This is a genomic window from Nitrincola nitratireducens (assembly GCF_000585235.1).
Classification (GTDB): Bacteria; Pseudomonadota; Gammaproteobacteria; order Pseudomonadales; family Balneatricaceae; genus Nitrincola; species Nitrincola alkalisediminis.
The window spans coordinates 220,640-243,837 of record NZ_AONB01000002.1; the positions used below are offsets into that span (position 1 = coordinate 220,640).

The 23,198-nt window shown below is 46.3% G+C and carries 30 protein-coding genes and 3 pseudogenes; 23 read left to right on the forward strand and 10 right to left on the reverse strand.

What is annotated here, in order from left to right; translation table 11 throughout:
- Positions 1-58: 58 nt before the first annotated feature.
- Complete coding sequence (gene gpt / locus D791_RS03485; protein WP_036507821.1) at positions 59-574, forward strand: xanthine phosphoribosyltransferase; 516 nt, start codon at positions 59-61, stop codon at positions 572-574.
- Positions 575-759: 185 nt separating this feature from the next.
- On the opposite strand, the gene D791_RS18775 is transcribed toward gpt, so the two are convergent.
- Both D791_RS18775 and D791_RS03495 read right to left on the reverse strand, forming a co-directional pair.
- Positions 760-1,548, reverse strand: coding sequence for a hypothetical protein (locus tag D791_RS18775; RefSeq protein WP_051514118.1), 789 nt, complete (start codon positions 1,546-1,548; stop codon positions 760-762).
- 5 nt (positions 1,549-1,553) lie between these two features.
- A complete protein-coding gene (locus D791_RS03495) occupies positions 1,554-1,745 on the reverse strand; it encodes a hypothetical protein (RefSeq protein ID WP_036507823.1) in 192 nt (63 codons plus the stop codon).
- Between the two features lie 157 nt (positions 1,746-1,902).
- On the opposite strand from D791_RS03495, the pseudogene D791_RS03500 reads away from it, so the two are divergent.
- Positions 1,903-2,894: pseudogene (locus D791_RS03500) on the forward strand (serine/threonine protein kinase).
- A 4-nt stretch (positions 2,895-2,898) separates the two neighbouring features.
- Positions 2,899-3,492: an IMPACT family protein gene (locus D791_RS18780; RefSeq protein ID WP_051514119.1), complete on the forward strand. Its 594-nt coding sequence runs from the start codon at positions 2,899-2,901 to the stop codon at positions 3,490-3,492.
- Here D791_RS18780 and D791_RS03510 read toward each other — a convergent pair.
- Positions 3,489-5,336, reverse strand: coding sequence for a flavodoxin domain-containing protein (locus D791_RS03510; RefSeq protein WP_051514122.1), 1,848 nt, complete (start codon positions 5,334-5,336; stop codon positions 3,489-3,491). The two genes, D791_RS18780 and D791_RS03510, sit on opposite strands and share 4 nt — an antisense overlap.
- Before the next feature lie 105 nt (positions 5,337-5,441).
- Here D791_RS03510 and D791_RS03515 point away from each other — a divergent pair, with 105 nt between their 5' ends.
- The 9 genes and pseudogenes from D791_RS03515 to puuE all read left to right on the forward strand — a co-directional run bounded on the left by D791_RS03515 (position 5,442) and on the right by puuE (position 12,703).
- On the forward strand, positions 5,442-6,047 hold the full coding sequence (locus D791_RS03515; RefSeq protein WP_081763703.1) for a PepSY-associated TM helix domain-containing protein: 606 nt from the start codon (positions 5,442-5,444) through the stop codon (positions 6,045-6,047).
- A 281-nt stretch (positions 6,048-6,328) separates the two neighbouring features.
- Complete coding sequence (locus tag D791_RS03520) at positions 6,329-7,132, forward strand: transporter substrate-binding domain-containing protein (protein ID WP_036507828.1); 804 nt, start codon at positions 6,329-6,331, stop codon at positions 7,130-7,132.
- Between the two features lie 9 nt (positions 7,133-7,141).
- Positions 7,142-7,804, forward strand: a complete 663-nt coding sequence (locus D791_RS03525; RefSeq protein ID WP_036507830.1) for an amino acid ABC transporter permease — start codon at positions 7,142-7,144, stop codon at positions 7,802-7,804.
- Positions 7,801-8,451, forward strand: coding sequence for an amino acid ABC transporter permease (locus D791_RS03530; protein ID WP_036507833.1), 651 nt, complete (start codon positions 7,801-7,803; stop codon positions 8,449-8,451). Before D791_RS03525 ends, D791_RS03530 begins: the two co-directional genes overlap by 4 nt.
- Positions 8,438-9,166: an amino acid ABC transporter ATP-binding protein gene (locus tag D791_RS03535; protein ID WP_036507836.1), complete on the forward strand. Its 729-nt coding sequence runs from the start codon at positions 8,438-8,440 to the stop codon at positions 9,164-9,166. The genes D791_RS03530 and D791_RS03535 overlap by 14 nt, the downstream gene beginning before the upstream one ends.
- 231 nt (positions 9,167-9,397) lie before the next feature.
- The gene (locus tag D791_RS03540) at positions 9,398-10,240 is read left to right on the forward strand and encodes a MurR/RpiR family transcriptional regulator (RefSeq protein WP_036507839.1); all 843 of its coding nucleotides are present in this window, start codon (positions 9,398-9,400) and stop codon (positions 10,238-10,240) included.
- A gap of 16 nt (positions 10,241-10,256) precedes the next feature.
- On the forward strand, positions 10,257-11,258 hold the full coding sequence (alc, locus tag D791_RS03545; RefSeq protein WP_036507842.1) for an allantoicase: 1,002 nt from the start codon (positions 10,257-10,259) through the stop codon (positions 11,256-11,258).
- A gap of 2 nt (positions 11,259-11,260) precedes the next feature.
- On the forward strand, positions 11,261-11,791 hold the full coding sequence (locus D791_RS03550; protein ID WP_036507845.1) for an ureidoglycolate lyase: 531 nt from the start codon (positions 11,261-11,263) through the stop codon (positions 11,789-11,791).
- A pseudogene (puuE, locus tag D791_RS03555) lies at positions 11,788-12,703 on the forward strand (allantoinase PuuE). Before D791_RS03550 ends, puuE begins: the two are co-directional and overlap by 4 nt.
- A 161-nt stretch (positions 12,704-12,864) precedes the next feature.
- On the opposite strand, the gene D791_RS03560 reads toward puuE, so the two are convergent.
- Positions 12,865-13,635, reverse strand: a complete 771-nt coding sequence (locus D791_RS03560; protein WP_036507846.1) for a hypothetical protein — start codon at positions 13,633-13,635, stop codon at positions 12,865-12,867.
- A 46-nt stretch (positions 13,636-13,681) separates the two neighbouring features.
- Between D791_RS03560 and D791_RS21965 the strand changes: the two are divergent.
- From D791_RS21965 to D791_RS03610, 11 genes and pseudogenes are all read left to right on the forward strand, one after another.
- Positions 13,682-13,807, forward strand: a pseudogene (locus tag D791_RS21965) (IS91 family transposase); the annotation flags it as partial.
- 86 nt (positions 13,808-13,893) lie between these two features.
- Positions 13,894-14,118, forward strand: coding sequence for an addiction module protein (locus D791_RS03570; RefSeq protein ID WP_036507850.1), 225 nt, complete (start codon positions 13,894-13,896; stop codon positions 14,116-14,118).
- Positions 14,115-14,408, forward strand: coding sequence for a type II toxin-antitoxin system RelE/ParE family toxin (locus D791_RS03575; RefSeq protein WP_036507853.1), 294 nt, complete (start codon positions 14,115-14,117; stop codon positions 14,406-14,408). The genes D791_RS03570 and D791_RS03575 overlap by 4 nt, the downstream gene beginning before the upstream one ends.
- A gap of 70 nt (positions 14,409-14,478) precedes the next feature.
- Positions 14,479-14,973: a hypothetical protein gene (locus tag D791_RS03580; RefSeq protein ID WP_051514125.1), complete on the forward strand. Its 495-nt coding sequence runs from the start codon at positions 14,479-14,481 to the stop codon at positions 14,971-14,973.
- 94 nt (positions 14,974-15,067) lie between these two features.
- Positions 15,068-15,226 carry a transposase gene (locus D791_RS21970; protein WP_089503596.1) on the forward strand — a complete coding sequence of 53 codons (159 nt, stop codon included), beginning with the start codon at positions 15,068-15,070 and terminating at the stop codon, positions 15,224-15,226.
- A gap of 3 nt (positions 15,227-15,229) precedes the next feature.
- Complete coding sequence (locus tag D791_RS03585; RefSeq protein WP_036507856.1) at positions 15,230-16,183, forward strand: COG2958 family protein; 954 nt, start codon at positions 15,230-15,232, stop codon at positions 16,181-16,183.
- A 460-nt stretch (positions 16,184-16,643) separates the two neighbouring features.
- The gene (locus D791_RS03590; protein WP_036507859.1) at positions 16,644-17,003 is read left to right on the forward strand and encodes a VOC family protein; all 360 of its coding nucleotides are present in this window, start codon (positions 16,644-16,646) and stop codon (positions 17,001-17,003) included.
- 113 nt (positions 17,004-17,116) lie between these two features.
- Positions 17,117-17,392: a hypothetical protein gene (locus D791_RS03595; protein WP_036507862.1), complete on the forward strand. Its 276-nt coding sequence runs from the start codon at positions 17,117-17,119 to the stop codon at positions 17,390-17,392.
- A 253-nt stretch (positions 17,393-17,645) separates the two neighbouring features.
- Positions 17,646-17,915: a type II toxin-antitoxin system toxin DhiT gene (gene dhiT / locus D791_RS03600; RefSeq protein WP_036507865.1), complete on the forward strand. Its 270-nt coding sequence runs from the start codon at positions 17,646-17,648 to the stop codon at positions 17,913-17,915.
- The gene (gene dhiA / locus D791_RS03605) at positions 17,909-18,430 is read left to right on the forward strand and encodes a type II toxin-antitoxin system antitoxin DhiA (protein ID WP_036507868.1); all 522 of its coding nucleotides are present in this window, start codon (positions 17,909-17,911) and stop codon (positions 18,428-18,430) included. The genes dhiT and dhiA overlap by 7 nt, the downstream gene beginning before the upstream one ends.
- Before the next feature lie 52 nt (positions 18,431-18,482).
- Positions 18,483-19,049 carry a helix-turn-helix transcriptional regulator gene (locus D791_RS03610; RefSeq protein ID WP_202806807.1) on the forward strand — a complete coding sequence of 189 codons (567 nt, stop codon included), beginning with the start codon at positions 18,483-18,485 and terminating at the stop codon, positions 19,047-19,049.
- A 186-nt stretch (positions 19,050-19,235) separates the two neighbouring features.
- On the opposite strand, the gene D791_RS03615 is transcribed toward D791_RS03610, so the two are convergent.
- Genes D791_RS03615 through D791_RS03635 form a run of 6 tightly spaced genes read right to left on the reverse strand, consistent with a single transcriptional unit; the run spans position 19,236 to position 23,172 of the window.
- Positions 19,236-20,081, reverse strand: coding sequence for a DUF4394 domain-containing protein (locus D791_RS03615; protein WP_036507871.1), 846 nt, complete (start codon positions 20,079-20,081; stop codon positions 19,236-19,238).
- Between the two features lie 52 nt (positions 20,082-20,133).
- The gene (locus D791_RS22160; protein WP_081763705.1) at positions 20,134-20,364 is read right to left on the reverse strand and encodes an anti-sigma factor family protein; all 231 of its coding nucleotides are present in this window, start codon (positions 20,362-20,364) and stop codon (positions 20,134-20,136) included.
- Positions 20,361-20,987: a sigma-70 family RNA polymerase sigma factor gene (locus D791_RS03620; RefSeq protein ID WP_237748498.1), complete on the reverse strand. Its 627-nt coding sequence runs from the start codon at positions 20,985-20,987 to the stop codon at positions 20,361-20,363. Before D791_RS03620 ends, D791_RS22160 begins: the two co-directional genes overlap by 4 nt.
- A complete protein-coding gene (locus tag D791_RS03625; protein WP_036507874.1) occupies positions 20,980-21,594 on the reverse strand; it encodes an HvfX family Cu-binding RiPP maturation protein in 615 nt (204 codons plus the stop codon). Before D791_RS03625 ends, D791_RS03620 begins: the two co-directional genes overlap by 8 nt.
- On the reverse strand, positions 21,591-22,355 hold the full coding sequence (locus tag D791_RS03630; RefSeq protein WP_051514128.1) for an HvfC family RiPP maturation protein: 765 nt from the start codon (positions 22,353-22,355) through the stop codon (positions 21,591-21,593). Before D791_RS03630 ends, D791_RS03625 begins: the two co-directional genes overlap by 4 nt.
- Positions 22,342-23,172 (reverse strand): HvfB family MNIO-type RiPP peptide maturase, encoded by an 831-nt coding sequence (locus D791_RS03635; RefSeq protein ID WP_036507876.1) that lies wholly within the window; start codon positions 23,170-23,172, stop codon positions 22,342-22,344. Before D791_RS03635 ends, D791_RS03630 begins: the two co-directional genes overlap by 14 nt.
- Between the last annotated feature and the right edge of the window lie 26 nt (positions 23,173-23,198).

Here is a 23,198-nt window from a genome sequence, read left to right on the forward strand (position 1 = left end):
ATTTTACGCATTTGAGAGACTCATCACCCGACTTAACCGACTGATTAGGAAACTATATATGACAGAGCATCACTATCGAATGGATTTTCCCGTGGGTTGGGAAGAGCTGCATCGCAATGCGAGAGCCTTGGCTTGGCGTTTGTTGGATAAAGGCGAGTGGAAGGGCATTATCGCGATTACTCGCGGTGGCTTAGTGCCCGCGGCGATTCTCGCGCGTGAAATGGACATACGTTTAATCGACACCATTTGTGTGGTGAGTTATCAAAAAAGTGATGCCTCGGGCACGGCGGCGAAACAAGGCGCACTGGATGTCCTAAAAGGGGTTGAAGGGGATGGTGAGGGCATGATTTTGATTGACGATCTGGTTGATACGGGGAAAACCGCGCGCCATGTTCGTGAAATGCTCCCTAAAGCGCACTTCGCAACGATTTATGCCAAGCCAGCAGGCAAGCCTTTGGTAGACACCTTTATTACTGAAGTCAGCCAAGATACTTGGATACGTTTTCCATGGGATATGGAGCATACATTTTCGACGCCGCTGGCGGATCGGACGAAAGGACAGTCGGGTAGTTGAGCGTTTAGTGACAGTATCCCAGCGCTTAATGAAGTTTAGCGCTGGGATATTTGCTGTATTTCTTCAGTGGTAAGGTCTATCAAACAAAGTGCTTGCAAAAGAGGAGGAGTCCATACACGCTCATTCTAAGACGTCATTGACATAGCAATAATAGTCACGAGCAATTTCGATGACGTTTAGGCTTATCAGTTGTTTTCTATATCTGTTGTTGATGAACCAGAAACCTCTTGATATAAATCTTCATTGAATATGTGCATGGTTACAATTCGTTCGGTAGGAATGGCAATTATATAATCTAATTTTGAATTTAAAATAGAGGGGTCTTGTTTCAATAAACCATCGATAATAGATGTGTATTTTCGATCCAGTTTGAAACTTTGAGAGTCCTTATCTCTGTGGCCACTGTATAAAGGTAATAATGATAGATACGATTCTCCATCTGAGGGCTCAATGGAATCTGCAACCATACCAACATATACTTTATTAGAGTCTAGAGTGACTGCAACTGGTTTAAGATTAAATAGTGCGTGAGCACATATTAATTCAAAATCATTATCTTGCCATGCCCTCCAAAGTGCTTGAATCCCCCTTATGTTATCTTCTTTATCCTCTTTTATCTCTTTGCTTAGTTTAGATATGGTGTTTTTTAATCCATTATTATTAAATGATTTTAGAATTGTAAAAATTGACTTGTAATTTGGATTTCGGTTGTAAAGTTCGGTATAAGTTAACGCGCTAAATACTGTAACTATGGCTGTAATAAAATGTGCGTTATCGCTATAGCTTTTTGGTAAAAATAACCAAGTAGTTAAAATTGCAAAAAATAATGAGTAGGTTCCAAGAGTTAAAGAAGATAAATAAAGTCTATGACCACTTTGGCGTGCAATTTTATATCGATATTTAACGCATTTGCTTGAAATAATATATCCGGCCGAGGCTGTGGCAACAACAAGTATTGCAATGCTTCCATTCATTTAGTTTACTCTGCTCCGTTATCATCCTGTTTATTATTATTTTTAATTTTTATGGCTGCAAGCTTTCTAATAGCGCTTTTAAATCTTTCATCGTGTACGGCTTTATCAAGCTTTAGTTCAGCTACACCATCACCTTTAACAGTATAGAGCTCGCTGAATTTTTCTAGTTCGCGTCTAGTGTATGCTTGGGTTGCCATGGTATTTGCTCCATATGTTGCGCTAGTCTTGCTTATTCTTACACTAACTTGATCTTAGCATATCAAGAGTGTGACGTGTATGTCTTTTTAGTTTAGGCTATCCTGATCGCCAATATAGATCGACTCATGGGCTGTCGCGGCCTGTTATGGAGCACATGTGACCCAATTGTCCCAGCCACACCCGTTTGAGCGTTTGACGCCAGACTTTATTCTTGATGCGATTGAAGCACAGGGTTTTCTATCGGACGGTCGTGTTTTGGCGCTCAATTCGTATGAAAACCGGGTCTATCAGATAGGCATCGACGAAAACGTGCCGATCATTGCCAAGTTTTATCGGCCAGGGCGTTGGACGGATGCTCAAATTCAAGAAGAGCATGATTTTTGTGATGAGTTAGTGGCACAAGACCTGTCAGTCGTGCCCCCCATGCGTGTACAAGGTCAAAGTCTTTTGCATTATCAAGGTTTTTCCATCGCCTTGTACGAGCGTAGAGGTGGACGGGCACCGGACTTAGACAACCCTGATCATTTATATCAGCTCGGTCGAACCCTTGGACGCATGCATTTGGTGGGCGCCGCTAAACCTTTCACACATCGTCCAACCCTCGATATGCAAAGTTTTGGCTATCAAAGCATCGAACGCTTGCTATCTGGGTTTATTCCAGCGTCATTAGAACCGGCCTATCGAAGTTTGACGCAAGATCTCATGCAGCGGATCGAAGCGGCGTTTGCACTTTACCCTGATATTCGCTACCTGCGTGTGCACGGAGACTGCATGGTGGCAATTTGCTCTGGCGTGACGATTTGGCGCATTTTGTCGACTTTGATGATGCGCGCATGGCTCCCGCGATTCAAGATTTATGGATGCTGTTGAGCGAAAGTGAGCGTACCCAGCGCGAGTTGCAGCTTGCCGAGGTGCTGGCGGGGTATGAGGAATTTGCAGAGTTTGATCCACGTGAGCTTCATTTGATTGAGCCTTTGCGGACCCTTAGAATGCTGCATTACAGTGCCTGGTTGGCCAGACGTTGGGAAGACCCGGCCTTTCCATTAAACTTTCCTTGGTTTAATACTGAGCGCTATTGGGGAGAGCATATTTTGCAACTGCGTGAGCAATTATCGGCTTTAAACGAACCGGTCTTACGGATTTTGTAATCGAATGAGCGCAACGAAAACCCTTGCTAGCGCAGTGGAAACCGAGTTCGAAATCAAGAAGTCGCGTTTTATCGGTCGTATCGAGCCGATTGCCAGTCATGAAGAAGGGCTGAAACGGGTGGCTGAGTTATGGGTGCAGCACCCAGAAGCGCGGCATATTTGCTACACCATGTTAGTAAAAGGACAGGTGCGTCAATCCGATGATGGCGAGCCTTCCGGCACCGCTGCTAAGCCCATGCTCAATGTCTTGCAGCATAAAGGTTTGGACAATGTCCTAGCAACCGTGGTGCGCTATTTTGGTGGCATTAAGCTCGGAGCCGGTGGCTTGGTGCGTGCCTATTCGCAAGCGATTAGCGACCCTTTGAATGATGCAGAACTGGACGAGGTGCGCCCCCAAGACGTCATTCAACTGAGCGTTGCCTATGAGTATGAGTCGCTCGTTCGTCATCAGGCGCAGCAACTGAATTTAACCCTAGCGGTGGAATACCAGCATCAAGTCCATTTTCAGATATCCGGTGAGGTTGAAGCACTCAAAGTGTGCGTGGATACCCTCACCAATCAACTGCGTGGGCAGTTGAGTATCTGTGGTCACGATTAATATAAATCTAAATGGATTTGAGCATCCAATACCGATTCATCGAACCAATCATGCAATAAGGCTAATACCCCTTCGCCAAAGCCCTTTTGACTTCCACACACATAGATATGAGCCTGTTGTTCACTCACCCAGCTTCGAACTTCGTGTTGATACTCTGTCAAGCGATCTTGAATATACACGCCATCATCACGCGACCAAGCGCAGGTCAGGTGAGTCAGAATGCCCTCTTGTTCAAAGCGACTGAGTTCGTCGGATAGATAAGCATCTGTGGCTTGGTATTGCTCGCCAAAAAACAGCCAGTTCGGCGCCATGCAGCCCTGGGCTTTGCGCTGTTGCAAAAAGCCAATAAAAGGCGCTAAGCCAGTGCCAGCACCGATCATGATCAGGGGAGCCTCATGCGCTAAATGGAAACTTGGGTGGGGGCGAATGCTTGCTTCAATACGAGTGCCGATGGATGCTTCTGTTAGGTAGCCGGACGCATTGCCGATGCTGCCATCTTGACGTTGATGCTGGCGAACCAATAAACGCAAGGTATCGGCTTCATATGAGGCAATGGAGTAGAGACGTTCGGTTAGAGGCTTGAGTTGATCCACCAATTGCTGAGGAGAGGGTGCAGACTCATCCGTCCAATCCAGCGTTAAGAGTAAATCGAATAAGGCATAGGGCTGACCTTGGTAGGAGACCGTGTGATCCGCAGACCAGCCGAGGGTTGCAATACGTTGTGCCAAATGCCTTGGCACAATGCTGGGTTTTACCGCCAGTAAGTCACCGGCTTGGTAACGTAAACCAGGCTGCGATAGGCTCAGCCAATGAACGGGGCGGTGAGATTGTGTAGGGTTCAAGTATTGATTGTCCGTCAGCATGAACTCATCGTACTCGATAGAAATGGCATCTTGTGTCAGCCCATCGGTGTTGGAAATGGCGGCCCACCATGTATTGATGGCGTTCATGTCCATTTTGTCGACTTCGGTAATGGGCATCAGCTTTTGTAACCCCTTGACTTGTAAGCGGTCAGCCAAGTGGTGACCAAAGGCACAAAATTTTGGGTAATGGCGATCACCTAATGCCAGAAGGCTAAACGGAGAGCCTGACACCTCTGAGGTCTTTTCCAGTGCTTTAATAAAGGGGATGGCCGTATCCGGTGCTTGACCATCTCCCTGAGTGCTCACAATAAAATGCACCTGTTGATACTGGTTGAGGCACTGCGGTGTCAGTTGCGATAGACAGCGAAGATCCCATCCAGACGGAGTGGAGGCTTGCAACTGTTTGGCCAATTGCAGAGCACTGCCTGTCTGACTGGCATAGGCCAACAAGCCCAACCCTTTTGTTTGTATGCTTACGTTGAGCTGGCCTTTTAAAACCAGCGCCGCGGCTAAAAGACCCAGCATTAACAACATATCTAGTACAGGACTTTCCATGCCGTTGGATAAAAAGAAGGGAAGGTCACAGCATAAAAGTAACGTAACGCTGGCGGCAATGAACGCGAGGTGTTTCTTAAAACGTTTGCGGTGATTCAGCAACAACACACCCGCACTCAGCAAAAGCAACGCCACTCCCAGCCAGACACTGGCGATGAGCGCGTGCAAGGTGAGCACTTCGGGTTGGTTAAAAAGATGGGTGACTTGCTGTCCTTGCCAAATTGTGGCGAACGAATCGTCCAGATGAAACGCATATTGGCCAAAAGGCGATGCGGTCGCAAAGGTATCAGTGGCTGAAAGTGTTAAATGAATGCGCTCTTCATGAAAAAGAACCCCAACAAAAAGGTGAAGGAATAGACAAACGCCGCTTAGTGCGGCAACAAGCATCGTGACTCGATTGGCCACTAGGGTTGCAAACTTTTCCACAAAACACCCAACTCAAATACTGATAATGATTCGTATTATATTGTTAATTTAGTTTGAGTGCGATTATCATACGGCAACTTTACCTTTCTTTTCGATGTGGAATGAATGAATACGAAGATGCTAGTGGTGAATCGCTGGGTGCGATGGTTGCATATTTACAGCGCCGTGCCTGTTCTCTTGTCGATGATATTTTTTGCAGTGACGGGTTTTTTCCTAAACCATACCGATTGGAATTTAGGGCAAACCAAGCAGTATGAACAATCGTTTGACTTACCTGACACCTTAGTTGAGATGGACTGGCAAGACAGCCCATCGCTGTATGCGCTGCAGGTGCTGAACTGGTTGGATCGGGAGCACAACGTGCGTGGCATCAAAATGGAGTTTGAATGGGACGAAGATGAGCCCCTTCTCGCGATTGCGCTCGACAGCCCTAATGGCAATCAGTCGATTGAAGTTTTTCCAGATGAAGGTGTTGTCGAAGTGTTTACACTGTCCTTGCCCTTGCTTGTTATGCTCAACAACGTGCACCGTGGAAAAAGCGTCAGTGATTTTTGGCGTTTATTGTCGGATCTGTCCGCGATATTTATGCTGGTGTTTTGTTTAACAGGCTTGTGGTTAGTGCTCATTAATAAAGTGCAACGCCTAACCAGCAGTGCCTGGATTACCTTAGGCTCAGTGGTGTTTTTCTTATCCCTCTACTTGATGCATTAAGCATCAAACAGGCCTTCTCCAGATACCGTTGAAGGCCTGTGTATTTCCTCTGCACGTTTTTGGCCATCCGTGCACCGTCTCGGTTCTCTTTTGCATCTCATCAACGTCATGCCAAGGTTTTACCCAGTGGGTGCGATTTAAAGAAATAGGCCCGCTGATTGGCTAGTCAATTGTTTTTATAGGGTTTAATCAAAAGTGGCTTAGACTTTAGTCAAGTTGGCACTTTTGTTGCAATTATATCTTTGAGTGAATCAAAAGTTACAACTTAAAGGGTGAGTGAAATGCAACAAGTATTAAAAAACGTAAAACGAGGACTGCTTGCAACGGTAGCAGCTGTTGGCGTAACCCTATCACTAGGGGCTCAAGCTAACCTGTTGGCTGAAATAGAAGAGCGGGGTGTATTAAGAGTAGCGGTGCCGCAAGACTTTCCACCCTTTGGATCGGTGGGAACTGATCTGAAGCCACGTGGCTACGACATCGATATGGCGAACTACATTGCGGAACAAATGGGTGTGTCTGTTGAATTGATTACCGTCACCAGCGCCAACCGTATCCCCTATTTACAAACAGGTCGTGCTGACCTTGTCATTTCCAGCTTGGGTAAGAATGAAGAGCGTGAGCGCGCGATTGATTTCAGTCATGCCTATGCTCCGTTCTTCTTGGGTGTGTTCGGAAACGCGGACATTGCCGTCAGCAGCCCCGAGGATCTGGCAGGTAAAACTGTGGGTGTGACCCGTGGTGCTGTTGAAGACATGGAGTTAGAAAAAGTGATTCCAGCCAGCGCGACGCTGCAACGCTTTGAAGACAACAACACAACCCTGTCGGCTTACTTGTCTGGCCAAGTGCAGTTGATCGCAACGGGTAACCTTGTTGCGACTGAAATTGCAGAGCGCCGTCCAAACCAAGCGCCTGTACCTAAGTTTATGCTGCGTGACTCACCTTGCTATATCGGTCTGAAAAAAGGTGAAGCTGAGCTGCAAGCCAAGGTGAATGAGATCATTGCAAAAGCCTTTGAAGACGGCACGTTAAATCAAATCTCTGAAACGTGGCTGAAGGCACCTCTGCCTGAAGGTTTTGGTAGCTGAGGTAGAATAATGCTCAATTTCAGTGACCTATTGCCCTATACAGATCAACTCTTGAAGGGTTTATGGGTCACCGTTGAGCTGACGGTCTATGCCACACTGGGCGGTGTGGCAATAGGCACCGCCGGGGCGGCGGGTCGGCACTACGGTGGCAATCTATTACGGGGGATGATTGGTATGTACGTCGAACTCATCCGCAATACCCCCTTTATTGTACAGTTGTTTTTTATTTTCTTTGGCTTACCTGCACTGGGAATCAAGCTGTCAGCATGGGAAGCGGGGTTAATTGCAATGCTGATTAATCTTGGTGCCTATTCCACCGAAATTATTCGAGCGGGCCTGGCCGCAACACCCAAGGGACAAGTTGAAGCGGCAAAAGTATTGGGTTTAAGCCCACAGCAAGCCTTCTTTCGTGTGGTGTTGATTCCTGCGTTTGAAAAGATTTACCCAGCGCTGACCAGTCAATGCATTATCGTGATGCTGGGATCGGCGGTGGTGTCACAGATTTCGGTGATGGATTTGACCTATGCAGCCAACTTAATTCAGTCCCGCAACTTCCGAAGCTTTGAAGTGTATTTAGTGGTGGCTGCCATGTATCTGGTGCTTGCGATTCTCATGCGTCAGGCGTTTGATGCGTTGGGACGGTATTTGTTTCGTCACAGGAGATCCTCATGATTGAATTTAGTAATTGGGATTTGCTGCGCAACTTACTCTTAGCGGCACGCTGGACGGTTTTGCTCTCACTCACGGCCTTTATTGGTGGCGGTTTGGTTGGCTTGCTGTTGACAGCCATGCGATTGACGCGCCGTCGAGCCTTACATTGGTTTGTGCGCTTATACGTTGAGGTGTTTCAGGGGACGCCTCTGTTGATGCAACTTTTCTTGGTGTTTTTTGGCTTGTCTCTGATGGGGTTTGATATCTCCGCTTGGGCGGCAGCTGCCATTGCCCTCACGCTCTTTACCAGCGCCTTCTTAACTGAAATCTGGAGGGGGTGTATCGATACGTTGCCTAAGGGGCAGTGGGAGGCATCACGTTGCTTAGGCTTGAGCTTCACGCAAACGCTCAAAAACATTATTTTGCCTCAAGCGATTCGAGTGGCCTTGGCACCGACGGTTGGCTTTTCAGTGCAAGTGATTAAAGGCACTGCATTAGCATCAATCATTGGCTTTGTTGAGTTGACCAAGGCCGGAACGATGTTGAACAACGCGACGTTTGAGCCATTTAAAATCTTTACCATGGTAGCGCTTATTTATTTCTTACTCTGCTACCCCCTATCTTTGGCCAGTCAACGTTTGGAGAAAAAATTCAATGGCGCTCGTTAATATTGATAAAGTCCATAAATACTACGGTGACTTGCATGTCCTTAAAGGCGTTGACTTAAAGATTCAAGCGGGTGAAGTGGTTTCGATTATCGGACGCAGTGGTTCGGGTAAAAGTACACTGTTGCGTTGTATGAACGGATTAGAAGCCTACCAAGAGGGAGCCATCATTCTTGACAACAAAGAGGTCAGCAGTGATGAGCGTCAGGTGCGTGCGTTGGCACGAAGTGTCGGCATGGTGTTTCAAAGCTTCAATCTTTTTCCACACTTAACCGTTGGCGAGAACGTGATGCTGGCGCCAAAACTGGTGCTCAAACAGTCAGCCGAAGACGCACGCAAAATGGCACTGGATAAGCTAACAAAAGTGGGCTTGGCCGAGAAGTTTGACCAATACCCAGACAAGCTATCCGGGGGGCAACAACAGCGCGTTGCGATTGCACGGGCCTTGGCCATGTCACCGAAAGTTCTGTTGTGCGATGAAATTACCTCGGCGTTGGACCCAGAGCTGGTAGGGGAAGTGCTTAAAGTACTGGAGGAACTGGCAGCCGAAGGGATGACGCTCGTACTGGTCACGCATGAAATGAATTTTGCGCGAGATGTCGGTGATCGGGTGGTGTTTATGCACCAAGGAAAAGTGTGGGAAACCGGCCCCTCTGCTGAGGTGTTTGCCAATCCAAGCACGCCCGAATTAAGAAGCTTTATTAACGCTGTGCTTTAACCAGACACCCCTTGGCCATGCCGGTCTGGTCATGTCATCTGAGCAATGCATGACCACTGGCTCAGGCTTATACAAAGTGGGCGCTGGGTGTGCATATGTGCCTTAAATAGGCAATCAGGACAGGGTCGTCGTGTTGACAAATTATGGCTTTCTAATGTAACGTTTGTTACAGTTTTGTTTATTTTTGCAACTAAAGTTTTAATACGATTTTAACTCCAAAGGATGTGTGTTGTGCGCCAAATTACCGATGTGATTCGCAAAGAGTATGAAGACTTGTCACCCAGTGAGCGACGAGTGGCCAGCTTTATTCTGGATCATTTAGATGATTTGGCCACCTATAACTCGGTGGAGCTGAGTGAGGCCTGTCAAACGTCTAAAGCAACAGTGAGCCGTCTATTCCGGCGCTTGGGATACGATAGTTTTAAAGCGATGCGCGATGAAGTCCGGGTGCTGCGTCAATCTGGCGTGCCCTTACCAAGCGGAGCTTCTGAGTCTGGCACCACCTTGCTTGATCGGCATTTTCGCCTTGAGTCGAAAAATCTGTCGCGGTTAAACCAGCAAGCCAAACTTTGGCCGCTGGATGCCATACTGAGCAAATTCGAGCAAGCCCGGCGAGTAGTGTTAATTGGTTTTCGCAACAGTTACCCAGTCGCCATGCACTGGCGACAACAGCTGATTCAAGTGCGACCCGATATTCAACTACTGCCACAAGCTGGACAAACCTTAGCAGAGGATTTAGCCGATCTAACCGATCAGGATCTGATTATCTTGATTGGATTTCATCGCCGTCCCGCGCAATTTCCAATGCTGCTCAACCGTTTAAAAAGCTTGGCCATTCCGGTCCTGCTGATCACGGAAACACAAAGCGGGTTGGACCACTCACAGGCGACCTGGTGTCTAGAAATACCACTGGATAGTGTGTCTGCTTTTGACAGCTATGCCTTGCCCATGAGCCTTGTGAGCTTTATCACCAACGCTTTGTTGCACCAACAATTGCGCCATGGTCGTCAGCGGATTGAGGAAATTAACCGCCTCTATGACAGCCTTCAAGAACTGGATTTAACCCTGAACTAATTTTCGAGATAGATGTATGCAGACCACAAGCAATCCTTATAAGCGCACGATTAACCTAGCCGATGCCCGTTTGGGAACTCAAGCTATCTTTGTTACCGATGATTGGTTCGCCGATGTAAACCGAATGCTACAACCCGAGCCACCGGTATGGAAAGAAGGGGTGTTTGACGACAATGGTAAATGGATGGACGGTTGGGAAAGTCGTCGTAAACGCTTTGAAGGCTATGACCATGCGATTATTCGCTTAGGAGTACCGGGCTTTATTCGCGGGGTGGATATCGATACTTCGTATTTTACCGGTAACTATCCGCCTTCGGCCTCGCTCGAAGCCTGTTTTTGTGCCGATGGTGACCCCACTGCGCAAACGCATTGGACACCGATTCTGCCTGCCGTGGATCTGCAAGGGAACAGTCATCATTTTCATGACACCTCCCATCAGGATCAACCTTGGACGCACCTGCGTTTTAACATTTATCCAGATGGTGGTGTTGCGCGCTTGCGTGTGTACGGTATGCCTTACCGAGACTGGTCCGACGTTGCTGATGATGAGCAGATTGACTTAGCGGCCGCTTTAAATGGTGGGCGTGCGCTTGCCTGTTCGGATGAACATTACGGCACCATCAGCAATCTGATTAATCCGGGGCGGGGCGTTAACATGGGTGATGGCTGGGAAACCGCACGCCGTCGCACGCCTGGTTATGACTGGGCGATTCTGTCCTTGGGCCATCCCGGTGTGGTTGAAAAAATCATCGTGGATACGCTGCATTTTAAAGGCAACTACCCAGACAGTTGCTCAATCCAGGCGGCGTATGTCAAAGGTGGAACGGAAAGCCAAATCGAGACCCAAAGCCTGTACTGGAAAGAGCTTTTGCCTTCTCAAAAACTGCAAATGCACCAAGAGCATGAGTTCAGTCTTGAGCTGAACGACTTAGGCCCCATTACCCATTTGCGTCTTAATATTTTCCCGGACGGTGGCGTGAGTCGTTTGCGCATCCTCGGACGTGTGTATCGAGGTTGAGCATGAAACACCTGACGCTGACGCCGCTCACTGCTGAACACTTCGCGCCTTTTGGCGATGTGATCAGCACCGAGGATAAAGACTTTTTTCTGATTAACAGTGGCTCTACTGAGCGATACCATTCACTCGCGACAGTGAACACTGGCGCTGACGATGGACGTGCCATTATCAGTATTTTTCGTAAACCCGTGGCGGATCGTTTTCCTTTGCAAGTAAAACTGCTGGAGCGGCATCCTCAGGGGTCTCAGGCTTTTATCCCGCTACAGCGCAAGCCCTTTTTGATTTTGGTGGCACCTCCAGCAGATGCCCCAGATCCTAGCGCCATGCGTTTGTTTTTGAGTGATGGTCGTCAGGGCGTTAATTACCATGCGGGCGTTTGGCATCATCCCTTAATCACATTAGAGGATGATGATCAGTTGCTGATAGTTGATCGACAAGGGCAGTTGCCCAATTGTGATGAAGTGTTTTTTGATGATGCCGATGCTTGGTGGATTGCACATCCTTTTCAGGAAAAAGAGGAAGGAACGCTATGACGAATACAGGTTACCCACGTGATTTGATTGGTTATGGTGCCACGCCGCCAGATCAAGTGGCCCAATGGCGCGCGCTTAGCCCTGAATTTTGTACTCAACTACGAAGAGGGTGGGGAGATGTCGGTGTTGCATGGCGATGCCCATGCGGAGACCTTTCTGTCGGAAATCGCAGGTGCAAGCCCTTATCCAGAGCGCCACATGAGCATGGAGTCCATCTATGAATATGGATCGCGTGCTGGGGTTTGGCGCATTCTGCGAGAGTTTGAACAACGCCAACTGCCGATGACCATTTTCGGGGTGGCCATGGCTTTGCAGCGTCATCCTGATCTGTGTGCTGAGTTCCAGCGTCTAGGTCATGATATTTGTTGCCATGGTTTGCGTTGGATTCATTATCAACATATGCCTGAAGATCAAGAACGCGAACACCTGCAAGAAGCCATTGCTATTCTAAAATCCCTAACGGGCGAAGCGCCTTTGGGCTGGTACACTGGGCGTGACTCACCGAACACGCGTCGTCTTCTTGTTGAAGAGGGTGGGTTTCTTTACGACTCGGATTACTATGGTGATGATTTGCCGTTTTGGACGGAGGTGCAAACGAGTTCAGGTGAGTCGAAAAAGCATCTGATCATTCCGTATACACTGGACTGTAATGATATGCGCTTTTCGTCGCCACAAGGCTTTGCAGATGGTGAGGAGTTCTTCAATTACTTGCGTGATAGCTTCGATGTGCTGTATGCCGAAGGGGCGTATGCTCCGAAGATGATGTCTGTCGGTTTGCATTGTCGCTTGGTCGGACGTCCAGGGCGCTTTAAAGCTCTGCAACGGTTTTTAGACCATGTTCAAGCGCATGAAGGGGTGTGGGTGACGCGTCGGGTCGATATTGCGAAGCATTGGGTTGGGGAGCATGGGTAAGGGGGCTGGGTGCCTTCCGGGGTGGTGATACCTCTGCCGGGAGACACGCTTTGCGTCATCCCTGACCGCTCGACTGCCGCCGTCCTGGCGGCAGACGGTCTCCCAGCAGCGGCACCACCACCCCTCTAGAACAGGGTGCCCTCAAACTATACATTTAAGGTTTAGGAGAAAACTTCGTTAGATGAAAACTCACATTCAGATAAGGCGGCGGCACGCCACGTTGAGTCCATCCCGAAAATGACAAATGCAGCTTTTCGTTTTTGGCTGTAGGTGGATGCCAGTTGGTTCGTGAGATTTTTCACGTCTTCTTCCAACAACTGTCTAACCTCGATATAGCAGATTTCACGCATCCATCTGCCGTTTATTTCACTGCATGAGTAGAGTTCCAGCTGGCCAGACGTCAAGTTTGCAAGAAACTCTTTGGGCAGTAGTGTGCGTCGAAAATCGAAGGGTGGAAACAAGTCATTTTCAGCCGTCGTGGCGGAAAGTTTTTTAGCTAGCTCAGCTCTACAACATAGCTCTAAAGACATGAGAAGGTGCGTTAAAAAATTATATGTGTAGTGTTCAAGGCACTGTAGCTGTTTAACTGGGTAGTCTTCTGAAAAATGATAATCCAGGCTTTCAAACTGGCATTGAAAATGAACCGCCGTTTTCCAAGTTTGAGTTAACGTATCAAGGGCATAGATATGATCATAATCCTCAGTATGATTTTCACCTTCAGGTGAAGGATTGTCGCGATACATGGTGAGCTTGATGGTACTTGATAGTATTAAAATTTCATCGAGACGTGTGTTAAGTCGGCTTAAATTTTCTTGCAGGCATAATGTGGATGTCTCTGCAGTCAAGCCTGTAATACAGTCGGGGGGATTCGCCACTAGAGGATCATAGTCGCCAATATAGGATTTCCATTGATCAAAAACATCATTCAGCATGATTGCCGGAGCACTGATCATCACTGGAGACAGGTTGCTGGAGGATACTTTACCACATGAGTATCTAGCGCTATGGCGTTACAACGAGGCTTTATTTACACGATTGTTGTTTCGTGCAAGTCAAGAGTCTTTGTTAGAGCTATTGGCGGATCGAAAGTATGGAGGCATCAAGCATCGGAAAAAGCGAAAAACCGAGTCGTTGCTCCTAGTCCCCATCCGTGTCAAAATTGAGCGATACACGAACGAGAGGATCCCTCCATGAATCTCCAGAAAATTGAAGACGAGGCTCTCCACCTTCCTAAAAAGGAGCGAGCCCAATTAATCCAGCGACTGGTATTGAGCCTAGAGTCTCCGTCAGAAGAAGAGCTCAGATCCGATTGGTTGCTTGAGGCCCGGCGTAGAGGCGAAGAGCTCGATAATGGCACAGTTCAGGCTGTGTCCGGTGAGGATGTCATTAGGAAGGCTAGAGCACTCATCAAATGAACTATTCTTTTCACCCGGCAGCGGAAGCCGAGTTCCTGGAATCGGTTGGCTATTACGAATCAAAAGTTCCGGGATTGGGTGGCACCTTCATAGAGGAATTTGAGGCCCTGGCCAATTTAGTCGGCGAGTCACCAAAAGCCTGGCAAATTGAGTTGCCGCCAGATATCCGTAGAGCACCCCTTCACAGATTTCCGCTATCTGTTGTTTACCGAGAAAAGTCTAATGGTTTTCAAGTCCTGGCTGTTGCCCATGACCGGCGACGTCCGCAGTACTGGCTAGGCAGGCTTTAACAATCGGCTGCACAGCGACCGATTTTCCGCCGCTTTACTGCTCCAAGCCTGCAGTGAGAATGTCCTGTTCATGGCACTGTCAGCTGACAGCCAACCCCATCACAGCACTTTAGCCGATTTCATCTCTCGAATGGATGAGGTGATTGCACCCTTGTTCACACACGTTCTAATGGTGTGTGATAGCTTAAATCTAATCGGACGGGAGATGTTCGCGATTGATGGCTGCAAGATGCCCTCGAACGCTGCCAAGGAGTGGAGTGGCACACATGCGGAGTTGAATCGTAAGAAAGCCAAGATTGATCGCTCCGTAGAGCGAATGCTAAAAGCGCATCAAACGGGTGATCAACAGGATCAACCCATTGAGGTCACCGACCGTGAACGTGCCCAGATCGTGAAGCTTGAAAAGGTTTCAGCCAAGATAAAAAAACACTTAACAACGGCACCTGAGCGGTACGGTCAACGGGGTACTCCAGTTAAAGGTAATATCACTGACCCTGAAAGTGCCAAGATGAAGAAATCTAAGGGAGTGATCGCAAGGCTGCACCGGGGTTTATTGAGAAAATGAAGCAAAAGATAGACAGCCCGATGGGGCGTCATATCTACAGTCAGCGATTAGGCACGGTAGAACCCGTGTTTGGTAATTTAGAAAGCACAAGGCACTGAATCGATTTACCTTAAGGGGCAAAACCAAGGTCAATGCGCAGTGGTTAATGTACTGCATGGTGTACAATATCGAGAAAATAGCGACACAGGGGCAACAATGCCGTTCACGACGAGCGCTAACGTGTCGAGGGCATGGACTTTCCAGTAAGGAGTAGGGTTTGTCAAAATTATCACAGTCACAGAAAGTGGTTCAGTTTCTTCGGGATAATCCGAAAGAGCGTTTCAACGCGAGAACTATAGCTGAAGCAATAGTCAGTCTCTATTCAGATGACTATGCAGAAAAGCGCAACAATCCCAGATTTGTCGATGAGAAAGCATTTATCACTCAGATAGTTGCCGAAATTGGCGCACAGAAGGATCAAATTGCAAATCAAAGCTCCCATGTTTTTTGGCAAGATAAACCTCGCCCGAGACTTTACTGGTATGACCCAGATAAAAAGTCGACCGATATACCCGATGTTTCGGATTTTGATGGCGTTGATGACGATGAGGTCCCAGTAGATACTGCACCAGCTACAAATCACATATTATCCGAGCATGAGCTGTATCCATTACTGATTGAATACCTAAAAACGGAACTAAAGCTTTACTGTCTTCGAATAGATGAAAAACGCTCCAAAAACTCAAGGGGTAGTGGCGGAAATCAATGGTTGCATCCGGATATTGTTGCGATGCAGCCCATTGATAAAGAATGGAACGAATTAATCAGAAGCTGTGTGAAGCAGGGGGCTGGTCAGAGTGTCCGTTTGTGGTCGTTCGAAGTGAAGAAAGAGCTCAATGGTTCCAATGCCAGAAAAAGCTTCTTTCAGGCCGTAAGTAATTCTAGCTGGGCAAATGAAGGTTACTTGGTAGGCACGTCGATTGCTGACGCAAATACTGAAAAAGAGTTAAGGATGTTGTCTGCGTTGCACGGAATAGGGGTAATTCTTCTTAACCCTGAAAATCCCAGCGAAAGTGAGATGATATTACCTGCACGTTCTCGTCCAGACGTAGACTGGGAGTCCACTAACAGGATACTAACTGAGAATGAAGATTTTCGTGATTATATCGAGCTAGTTTCAACCTATTATCAAACGGGCAGGGTTCGTGCGAGAGATTGGAACAAGGCATAAACAAACACCTATGAGTCCAAACTATTGTCGACAGGCATTAGTTTTTTATTGGCCGCGTTAGCGGCCAGTATCAAGCCCCTGAGCCAGTGATCCTACTTCATCTGTCATCGTTGGCTGTGAATCACTTACAGCAAACATATCCATGGGCACTTCCTACGAAACCAATATTATCTTCAAAGCCTAATCTTGCGACACCGTGCGGCACTTCATTACGATTGCTTTATCAATAGCCGACCACAGTCGATGAGGCGACAGAAATCAGGCTGGATTGGCTCTAGAATAAGGCCTTGAGAGGTCAATGGCCTATACTTATAAAAGTAAAGGCTGAAAGTACAGAGTTAATAAGTGATGGTTGACTGAAGTCATCAGTTAAAAATTGATAATATACAACGGGTTATAGTAGAGTGGCTTATCAGAATTAGGTTTTTCAACAGGCTCGTTATTCATACAGGAGAGCGACATGAAGGAAACTGGAAAAATCAACTATGTCGAGATTCCGTCAAGGAATCTTGAAGCAACGAAGGCGTTCTTTACTTCTGCTTTCGGATGGTCATTCGTTGACTATGGCCCCGAGTATGTGGCGATCGAGAATGCAGGTATAGATGGCGGCTTTTATAAATCTGACAAAGTATGCTCACCCGAGCGCGGTAGTGTACTGGTTGTTCTTTATAGCTCGGAGCTTGAAGAAACGGTTAAGAAAGTCATATCGTCAGGTGGCAAGGTGGTTCAGGATATATTCGATTTTCCAGGTGGCAGGAGGTTTCACTTTACCGATCCAAATGGAAACGAATATGCTGTTTGGTCGGAGCCGGATGCATAACCAAGCCATCAAAGATAATCCCTTCGGTCACTGGGTCTCGTATGACTCGGCCATTTATGGCAAGTGTTAAACATATTCGGAAAGTTGTCATCCAGTCACAAACGGAGTTGTATATGAAAAAGAAAGTGGAACGGTCAAAAGGACTGAGAGTCTTTAATTCCCTGTGTGCGGCCCTGCTCATGACCTCTGTAATTTACATTTTGGTTATGGGCTTCAACTCTATTGTGATGGCGGTTATGGTTATTTCCGTTGCTGGAGCAGCAGCACCTCTTATCCACAGCGATGAGGGAATTTTGGAGATAGTAATTGGCACCTTCGAAGCCATGATCGACGGGGTCGTAGCTGTCATCGAAGGCATAGTAAATACAATTACTAGCCTGTTCAGTTAGAAATGCATACTGAACAGGCTTTCGTTGGTAGCCCGTGGACATGAGTGTTCAAAAGCTTGGAAGAAAATAAGTTTATTTGAAACAAGATGGCAATGAGCTGTTCTAGTCAATCAGCCTAAGCTATTGGGAGGGCTTAATGAGTATCAAAGCCATCCAGCAGTCGTACCAAAGGCTCGCTTTGTATGTTTATGCATATTGTCTCTTTTAAGATACATTGCTATAGTCTCTTTACAAGGATGAACTAGAGTCAGCTATGCCAGAAATTGATGCTCTTTTAGGTCTTTCATTTTGCTTGTATTTCTTTGATAACAAGCAGCATAAATTGCCTCATCTTCACGTTAAGTACGGCAGTTATGAGTTAATTATTGCTATTGAAACGGGCGAGTGTTTAGAGGGGTATTTACCCAATAAGCAACGAAAACGTGCTGAAAACCACATACAAATGCATAGCGAACAACTAATGGCTATGTGGAACAAAGCGGTGAAAGGTGAAAACCCAAGTAAGTTAGGTGATGTATGTTAAAAGTCATAGATGTTGATTTTGTATCAGGTCATACATTAGAGCTGACGTTCAATGACGGTTTCCAAGGTCACGCCGACTTGGCGGAGTACTTTACAAAAGCGCCATTTTCAGAGGTTAAGGATTTTAAACGATTTTCTTTGACTGGCGATGGATCTTTAAACTGGAGTGGTCATGAGCTCTCTGCGGTGACACTTCGTGACATTACAACAGGCTCACAAACGTCTGTTGAGTCAAGTTTTAATGTTCAAGAAATGGAAGCTGTTATCAAACAAGCATCATGGGAGTCTATGATGGAAGGCCGCCCAGACATTCTACAAGCGGTCATTCGCTCTTATGTTGAACAGTTTGGTCATGGTCAAGTCATTGCAAAAGCCGGCATAAAAAGCCGCACTAGTGCATACCGTTCATTGAAGCCCGAAACGACGCCAAACTTTGGGACATTAGTTCAATTGGGGCATGCTGTTATTGAGTTAGCCAAAGATCGATCAGTGGCAAACAAGGAGCCACGCATATAACACCTCAGTGTCATTATTATTCTACGGGTGTGGCATGAGCTGGAGGGAGAGCGTGCGAAAATCAGATAGGCTTTTTCAGTTAACCAATATCCTGCGTAGACACCAGCCACTTACTGCCAAGCAGTTGGCTGAGAAATTAATCGTGTCTGAAAGAACCATTTATCGCTATGTTGATGATTTGTCTATATCTGGAATACCTGTTTATTGCGAACCGGGTGTTGGATATCGCTTGTCTGAAGGATTCGAGTTACCACCTTTACAATTGTCGCCGGATGAGTTGGAAGCACTGATCACTGGAGTAAGCTTCACTGCGTCTTTGACTGGAAAAAGTTTTGCTGCTTCCGCGCGTTCTTTACTGTCTAAAATTGAAGCGGCTTTACCGAATGGATCACGGATGATGTCTAGCAACGAAGATAGAGTGGTTAGGGTGCCAGCAAGTCACCGTGAATCTGCGGTATATCTTCTGTGGGGTAAGATTCATTCGGCTATAGTGGCTAGGCACTGGCTGAATATAGACTATCACTCGCTTTCAGAGGTAGTGACGACCAGAACCGTATATCCTTTAGGGCTATCGCCAGTTCGCAGGAAAAAGCTGAGGAATACTGCCAGCAATGGTTAGATAACAGGGTTGCATTGGAGTATTTAGAGCTTCTTGAAAAACAGTCTGTGAATATGACATTCTGGACGAGAATTAATTAAAAGACTCTTATCATTTGTGGCATCTTGACAAGAAATTAAGTTTAGATAAGGTACAAAAAGTTGAGCTGGTAAGATGGGCTCAGGCCCATCTTACTTTTGCGAGTGCTTAATCATCCAACATAGCAGCAAAACCTTTAAAGCCCATCTCGCCCAGATTGGCTCGCAGAGTGAGTTCACCTGTTGCCAGATCAATGGAGTAAACACCAGAAGTGTTGGCACTTTGCATCATCAGCATGGCATATGCCATATTCGTGCCCTCTGCAGGCGAGACGATTTCCATATCACCCATTGCACTGATATCCACTGCTTTACCATCCAGTGTTAGAGCAGCAACGGTGGTCAGCGACCCAGCGTTATTGGCAAGATTCAGCAGTGTGTTGGTTTCTGCATCTAGCACATATTGTACGGTCTCGGATGCGGTCTTACCCTTGATTGCATTGGTATAGGCGCTTGCAAAAACAGCAGGGATAGCGCCTTCGTTTTTGTCACCTTGGGCATAGAACAAATCGGTGAAACGGCGTACTGAATTGGCACGTTCGTCATTATCACCGAACCCTGAGGGGAAATAGACATGGTTCGACCCGTCGGTTGCCACAATGCGGATCGCATCAATGCTGTTGTTGAAGTCGAAACCAACCATTGCACCTTCGGTGATTCCAACATTATCGCCTTTTAGGTTATCGGTCGCTGTCAGCGCGCCAGTTGCTGGATCGATGGTGTAGACAGCCGCATTCGGTGCAATACCGATCAGTTCGCCCGTCACAGGACGATAGGCAATTGCGGCCAAGCTGCTGGATAAGGTGATTGTCTCGCCGACCTCGGTCAGACCAGGCAAAGAGACAAGACTGGTGCCGTCACTGCTCAGCGCATAGCCGGTGACTTTGATATCATGGGCGAAGGCAGGAGCGCAGAGCAAGGCAAAGATGGTGGTGGAGAGCAGAGTCTTTTTCATGAATATTTCCTTTTACTAAATTCGGCACCAAGGGCCTTTTAAGTTTCTAAGATCACGATTTAGGTGTTATATGCGAAGCCTGGGAGGCAGCAATATTTTGCATAAATGCCCGTCTACTCTTATTTGCCTTATCTAGTAGTTTAAATTGGCGATAGCAACGGCGACAGTTCGCGCATAACGCAAGATGAGTGTAAAGCCAAACCCACTCTCTGAAACTTAATCGAGTCTCTAGCTTTTTAGACATTAGAGTCGTTGCATGTTTACAGGAGTACATAGATTTCATTTTATTTCTCCTTGCGAAAACCAGCTGCGTTCTAAACAGCTTCTTAGTTTTACACGTGCTCTATGTAAAATTGTCCAGCAGTTATCTTCACTGATGTTTAATGAATCACATATTTCATCTGTTTCAAGGCCCATTAATTCTCTCAGGGTAAAAACACGCGCTGTTTTTTCGGGTAGATGATATACACAAATATCAAAAACCTGCCAAAAATGATCATTTTCTAAAGAGTCATCAGGTGTTGTCCAGGTTGATGGCGCGGCTTCGTCAGTCCATTGCTCATTATCTTTAAAAAGCATATCGATTTCTGGAAGGTCATCTGAAGAAAATTGGAAACTAGCAATACGGGTTTTACGACGTATTTCATCGAGTAACTTATAACGTAATATACCAAATACCCAAGTTTCAAAACGTGACTCACCTCTGAAGTCATGTAGCTTTTCCCAAGCCGTTATTAGTGTTTCTTGAACTAAATCTTCAGCAAAAGATTTATCGCTCATTTGTAGTCGAGCAAAAGCCAACAGTCTTGGTCTTATATTATTTAGGCGTTGTGTATAGTCCCTTATAGAAGCCTCCTGATGGCTGGTATCAAATATTTCGCTAGGATTCATAACAGTGCTACTCATGAAGTGACTTCTCTTTATAGTAATGATATTTAATCCAATAATCTAAGCTTACGTAGCGTCCTCCACCCGTGTAAAAAAGTGTCAAAAACATAATAAAATAGGTGGCCGCAAATTCGACACCATTATTCAAGATGACGAAATTTCCGTTTTGAGTTAACCAACTAAAGTTTCCATGTGTTCTTAAAATTTCTCGGCCACGTTGCAGTTGCTCGGTTGAGGCGTGAACTCTATCGTTTGCCAGCCAACTTGAGGCGTCAGCAATGGCTAGCCAGCCATTTTGCCAATGCACAGTCAGGGCGGCGACCAGCATCGTTACCATTAAAGGAACACTAAACCAACGTACCGCCAATCCTGGGATCAGTAATAAACCACCGATTAGTTCAGCACCACCGGCTAGAATGACCATCAATTCAGGAAAAGGTAGCCCCAATCCCCAATCAGGATTTCCAAACCAATTCACCGTACTTTCAAAATTAGCCAACTTCATCCATCCTGCTTGCATCATGACAGGTGCTAGGTAAAGGCGCATTAACAAAGGCGCTAAGCCATCGAGATGCCGTAAGCAGTTCATCACGTTGCGAGAATGACTTATCAGTGTACTTATCATGACGACTCTCCTCTAGCTCTGCTGAGTACATCTCGATCATGCCAACCTTGCACTAGAGAAAGACCCTGATTCAGAAAATGCTGATTGGGCTCAAGCCCAAATTGAATGGCTATCTGTTGTAGATGATTTTCAAGTGCTGTTTCTGGTTGGTCCGATATTAGTGCAAATAGATGGGCACTAAACGGATTAAGATGTTCAAAAACTATTTTGTCATTTCGGTTTCGATACACTAACAAGAACGTAGGGTGTAGACTGGGTTCAGTCGGCTGGTTATCTCGATTAATTAAGTGAACAGGATAGCTGTAAGCTTCAAGTAAACTTAAAGGGGATAAGTTTATACCATAATTAAGTTTCGGAGTTTCCCCACCATCAAATTCTGCATCTGCTAATTCAAGAAATAGCTCTAGCCATTCGTAACGCATCAGCTCATGCATAAAAGGGGGATCCTGCTCAGTGCTAGGTCTAACATCACTTTGCAGATAATCCAAAAACTGTTCAGCAATATCGTAAAACCTTGGTGACTGACAGCGATAATTGGACATAAATCCGCGAATCTCATTTAACCACCACTCATCAGACACTATCTGTTTAAACACAGGAAATGCACTGCTGATAAAATTATTAATATTATTAAAAAAGAGACGTTGATAGACCGCCAGTCTGCGAGGCTCGATTTCGAGCGAAACCTCTTCTGGGTTGCGAATAGCATGAGTTAATTTAAGCAAGTGTTCAGCGTACGCTGGTGGGTTATGCTGCAGCATGGTAACCACCTGACAACTGTATCGATTTAATAATATCAGTTTCTTTATAAAGCTCAGCTAGTGGCGGAAGGTTAAAGTCACGCTCCAATAATGTGGGTTTTAAGCCTGCATGGTGGTATACCACATGTAATAATTGCCAAACAGGATTGGAAACGGCAGCGCCATGGGTATCAATAATTAAATCTTCAGCTTCCTGATGATGACCGGCGATATGAAGATAGCCAATCCTGTCGGGATCAATTCCCTGAATGAACGCTTTAGCGTCATAGCGATGATTAACACTATTCACATAGACATTATTTACATCAAGTAGAAGCTGACAGTTGGCTTCATCTAGTATGGCTTGAGTAAACTCAAGTTCAGACATTTGTTGATGTATTTGTGCGTAATAGGACACGTTTTCTACATAAAAAGGCCTTTCTAAACAATCCATGACCTGTTTAATTCGTTCAGCTACCCAATACACGGCGTCTTCCGTAAAGGGAATCGGCATAAGATCATAAAGATGACCGTCATCACTGCAAGCGCTAAGATGCTCGCTGTAGACGTCTATCTTGTGATCGTCTAAAAAACGTTTAATTTGTTTGACGAAATCCATATCCAATGGCGCAGGACTTCCTAATGAAAGCGATAAACCGTGGGTATAAAAGCGGTAACGCTCGGTAAATTCACGAAAATTTTTGGCTAACCGACCACCAATGTTCATCCAGTTTTCGGGGGCAACCTCAAAAAAATCAACGGATACTTTCTCGCCAGGAGTGATTGCCTTAAGGTGCTCTCGACGGAAACCAAGGCCTACTTGATCGGTCGTTTTCATTAACTATCTCCTTAAGGTCACTTAAA